This is a genomic window from Caulobacter sp. 602-1 (assembly GCF_003931565.1).
In the GTDB taxonomy this organism is placed as follows: Bacteria; Pseudomonadota; Alphaproteobacteria; order Caulobacterales; family Caulobacteraceae; genus Caulobacter.
Map to the genome: position 1 here is coordinate 1 of NZ_RRYI01000065.1, position 333 is coordinate 333.

Below are 333 nucleotides of genomic sequence, written 5' to 3' on the forward strand. Positions count from 1 at the left end.
GGCAGCGAAAGCTTCGCTGGTGAAGAGCGGGCTGCTGTAGTGCGTGTTGGGCGTCATGATGACCACCTCCTTGATTAGGGAACGCGCCTTTCTCCGGCCGGGTCAGAGCCCAGATCGGCGGGGCGGGTTCCGCGCGGCGTTTCAGCCCGCGCTGCGAATGGGAATTCTCTTCACGAGACGCTCGGGTTCGGGCCGGGCCAGATCGATGGGCAGCAGGCCATGCTCCAGGGTCGCGGCGGTCACCTCCATGCCCTCGGCGAGGATGAAGGTGCGCACGAAGCCCCGCGCGGCGAGCCCGCGAGGCAGGAAGGCCCGCTCGGCATCGCCGCGGCC

General features: G+C 69.1%; 1 protein-coding gene. It reads right to left on the reverse strand.

What is annotated here, in order from left to right; all coding sequences use genetic code 11:
• Window positions 1-141 precede the first annotated feature (141 nt).
• The coding region (locus EIK80_RS25260) for an Hsp20 family protein (protein WP_125159717.1) at window positions 142-333 on the reverse strand (192 nt) is incomplete at its 5' end.